The organism is Streptomyces hilarionis (assembly GCF_024539675.1).
GTDB lineage: Bacteria > Actinomycetota > Actinomycetes > Streptomycetales > Streptomycetaceae > Streptomyces > Streptomyces hilarionis.
The window spans coordinates 1-234 of the sequence record NZ_JAHHIT010000911.1 but is presented as its reverse complement, the minus strand read 5'-3'; the positions used below and the strand labels follow the sequence as shown (position 1 = coordinate 234).

Annotated in this window: 1 protein-coding gene; it reads left to right on the top strand. The window is 61.5% G+C overall.

The window, feature by feature from the left end:
• Positions 1-234, top strand: a 234-nt coding sequence (locus tag KMS84_RS44925; RefSeq protein ID WP_256921692.1) for an aminotransferase class I/II-fold pyridoxal phosphate-dependent enzyme, incomplete at both ends; no start/stop codon positions are given.

Below are 234 nucleotides of genomic sequence, written 5' to 3'. Positions count from 1 at the left end.
CAGGACCCCAATCCGCAAAAAGTGAATTTAGGCATTGGTCTGTATTACGACCGACAGGGGAATATTCCGCTGATGCGCGCGGTTGAGGCGGCCGAACAGCGATTGTTGGCGCTGCGTCGCCCACATGGCTATCCGCCGATCGAGGGTTCGTCGCAGTTTGCTCGCCAGGTGCAGACGCTGCTGTTCGGTGAGCAACAGGCGGCCGAGATCGCCACGGTGCAGACCGTCGGCGGC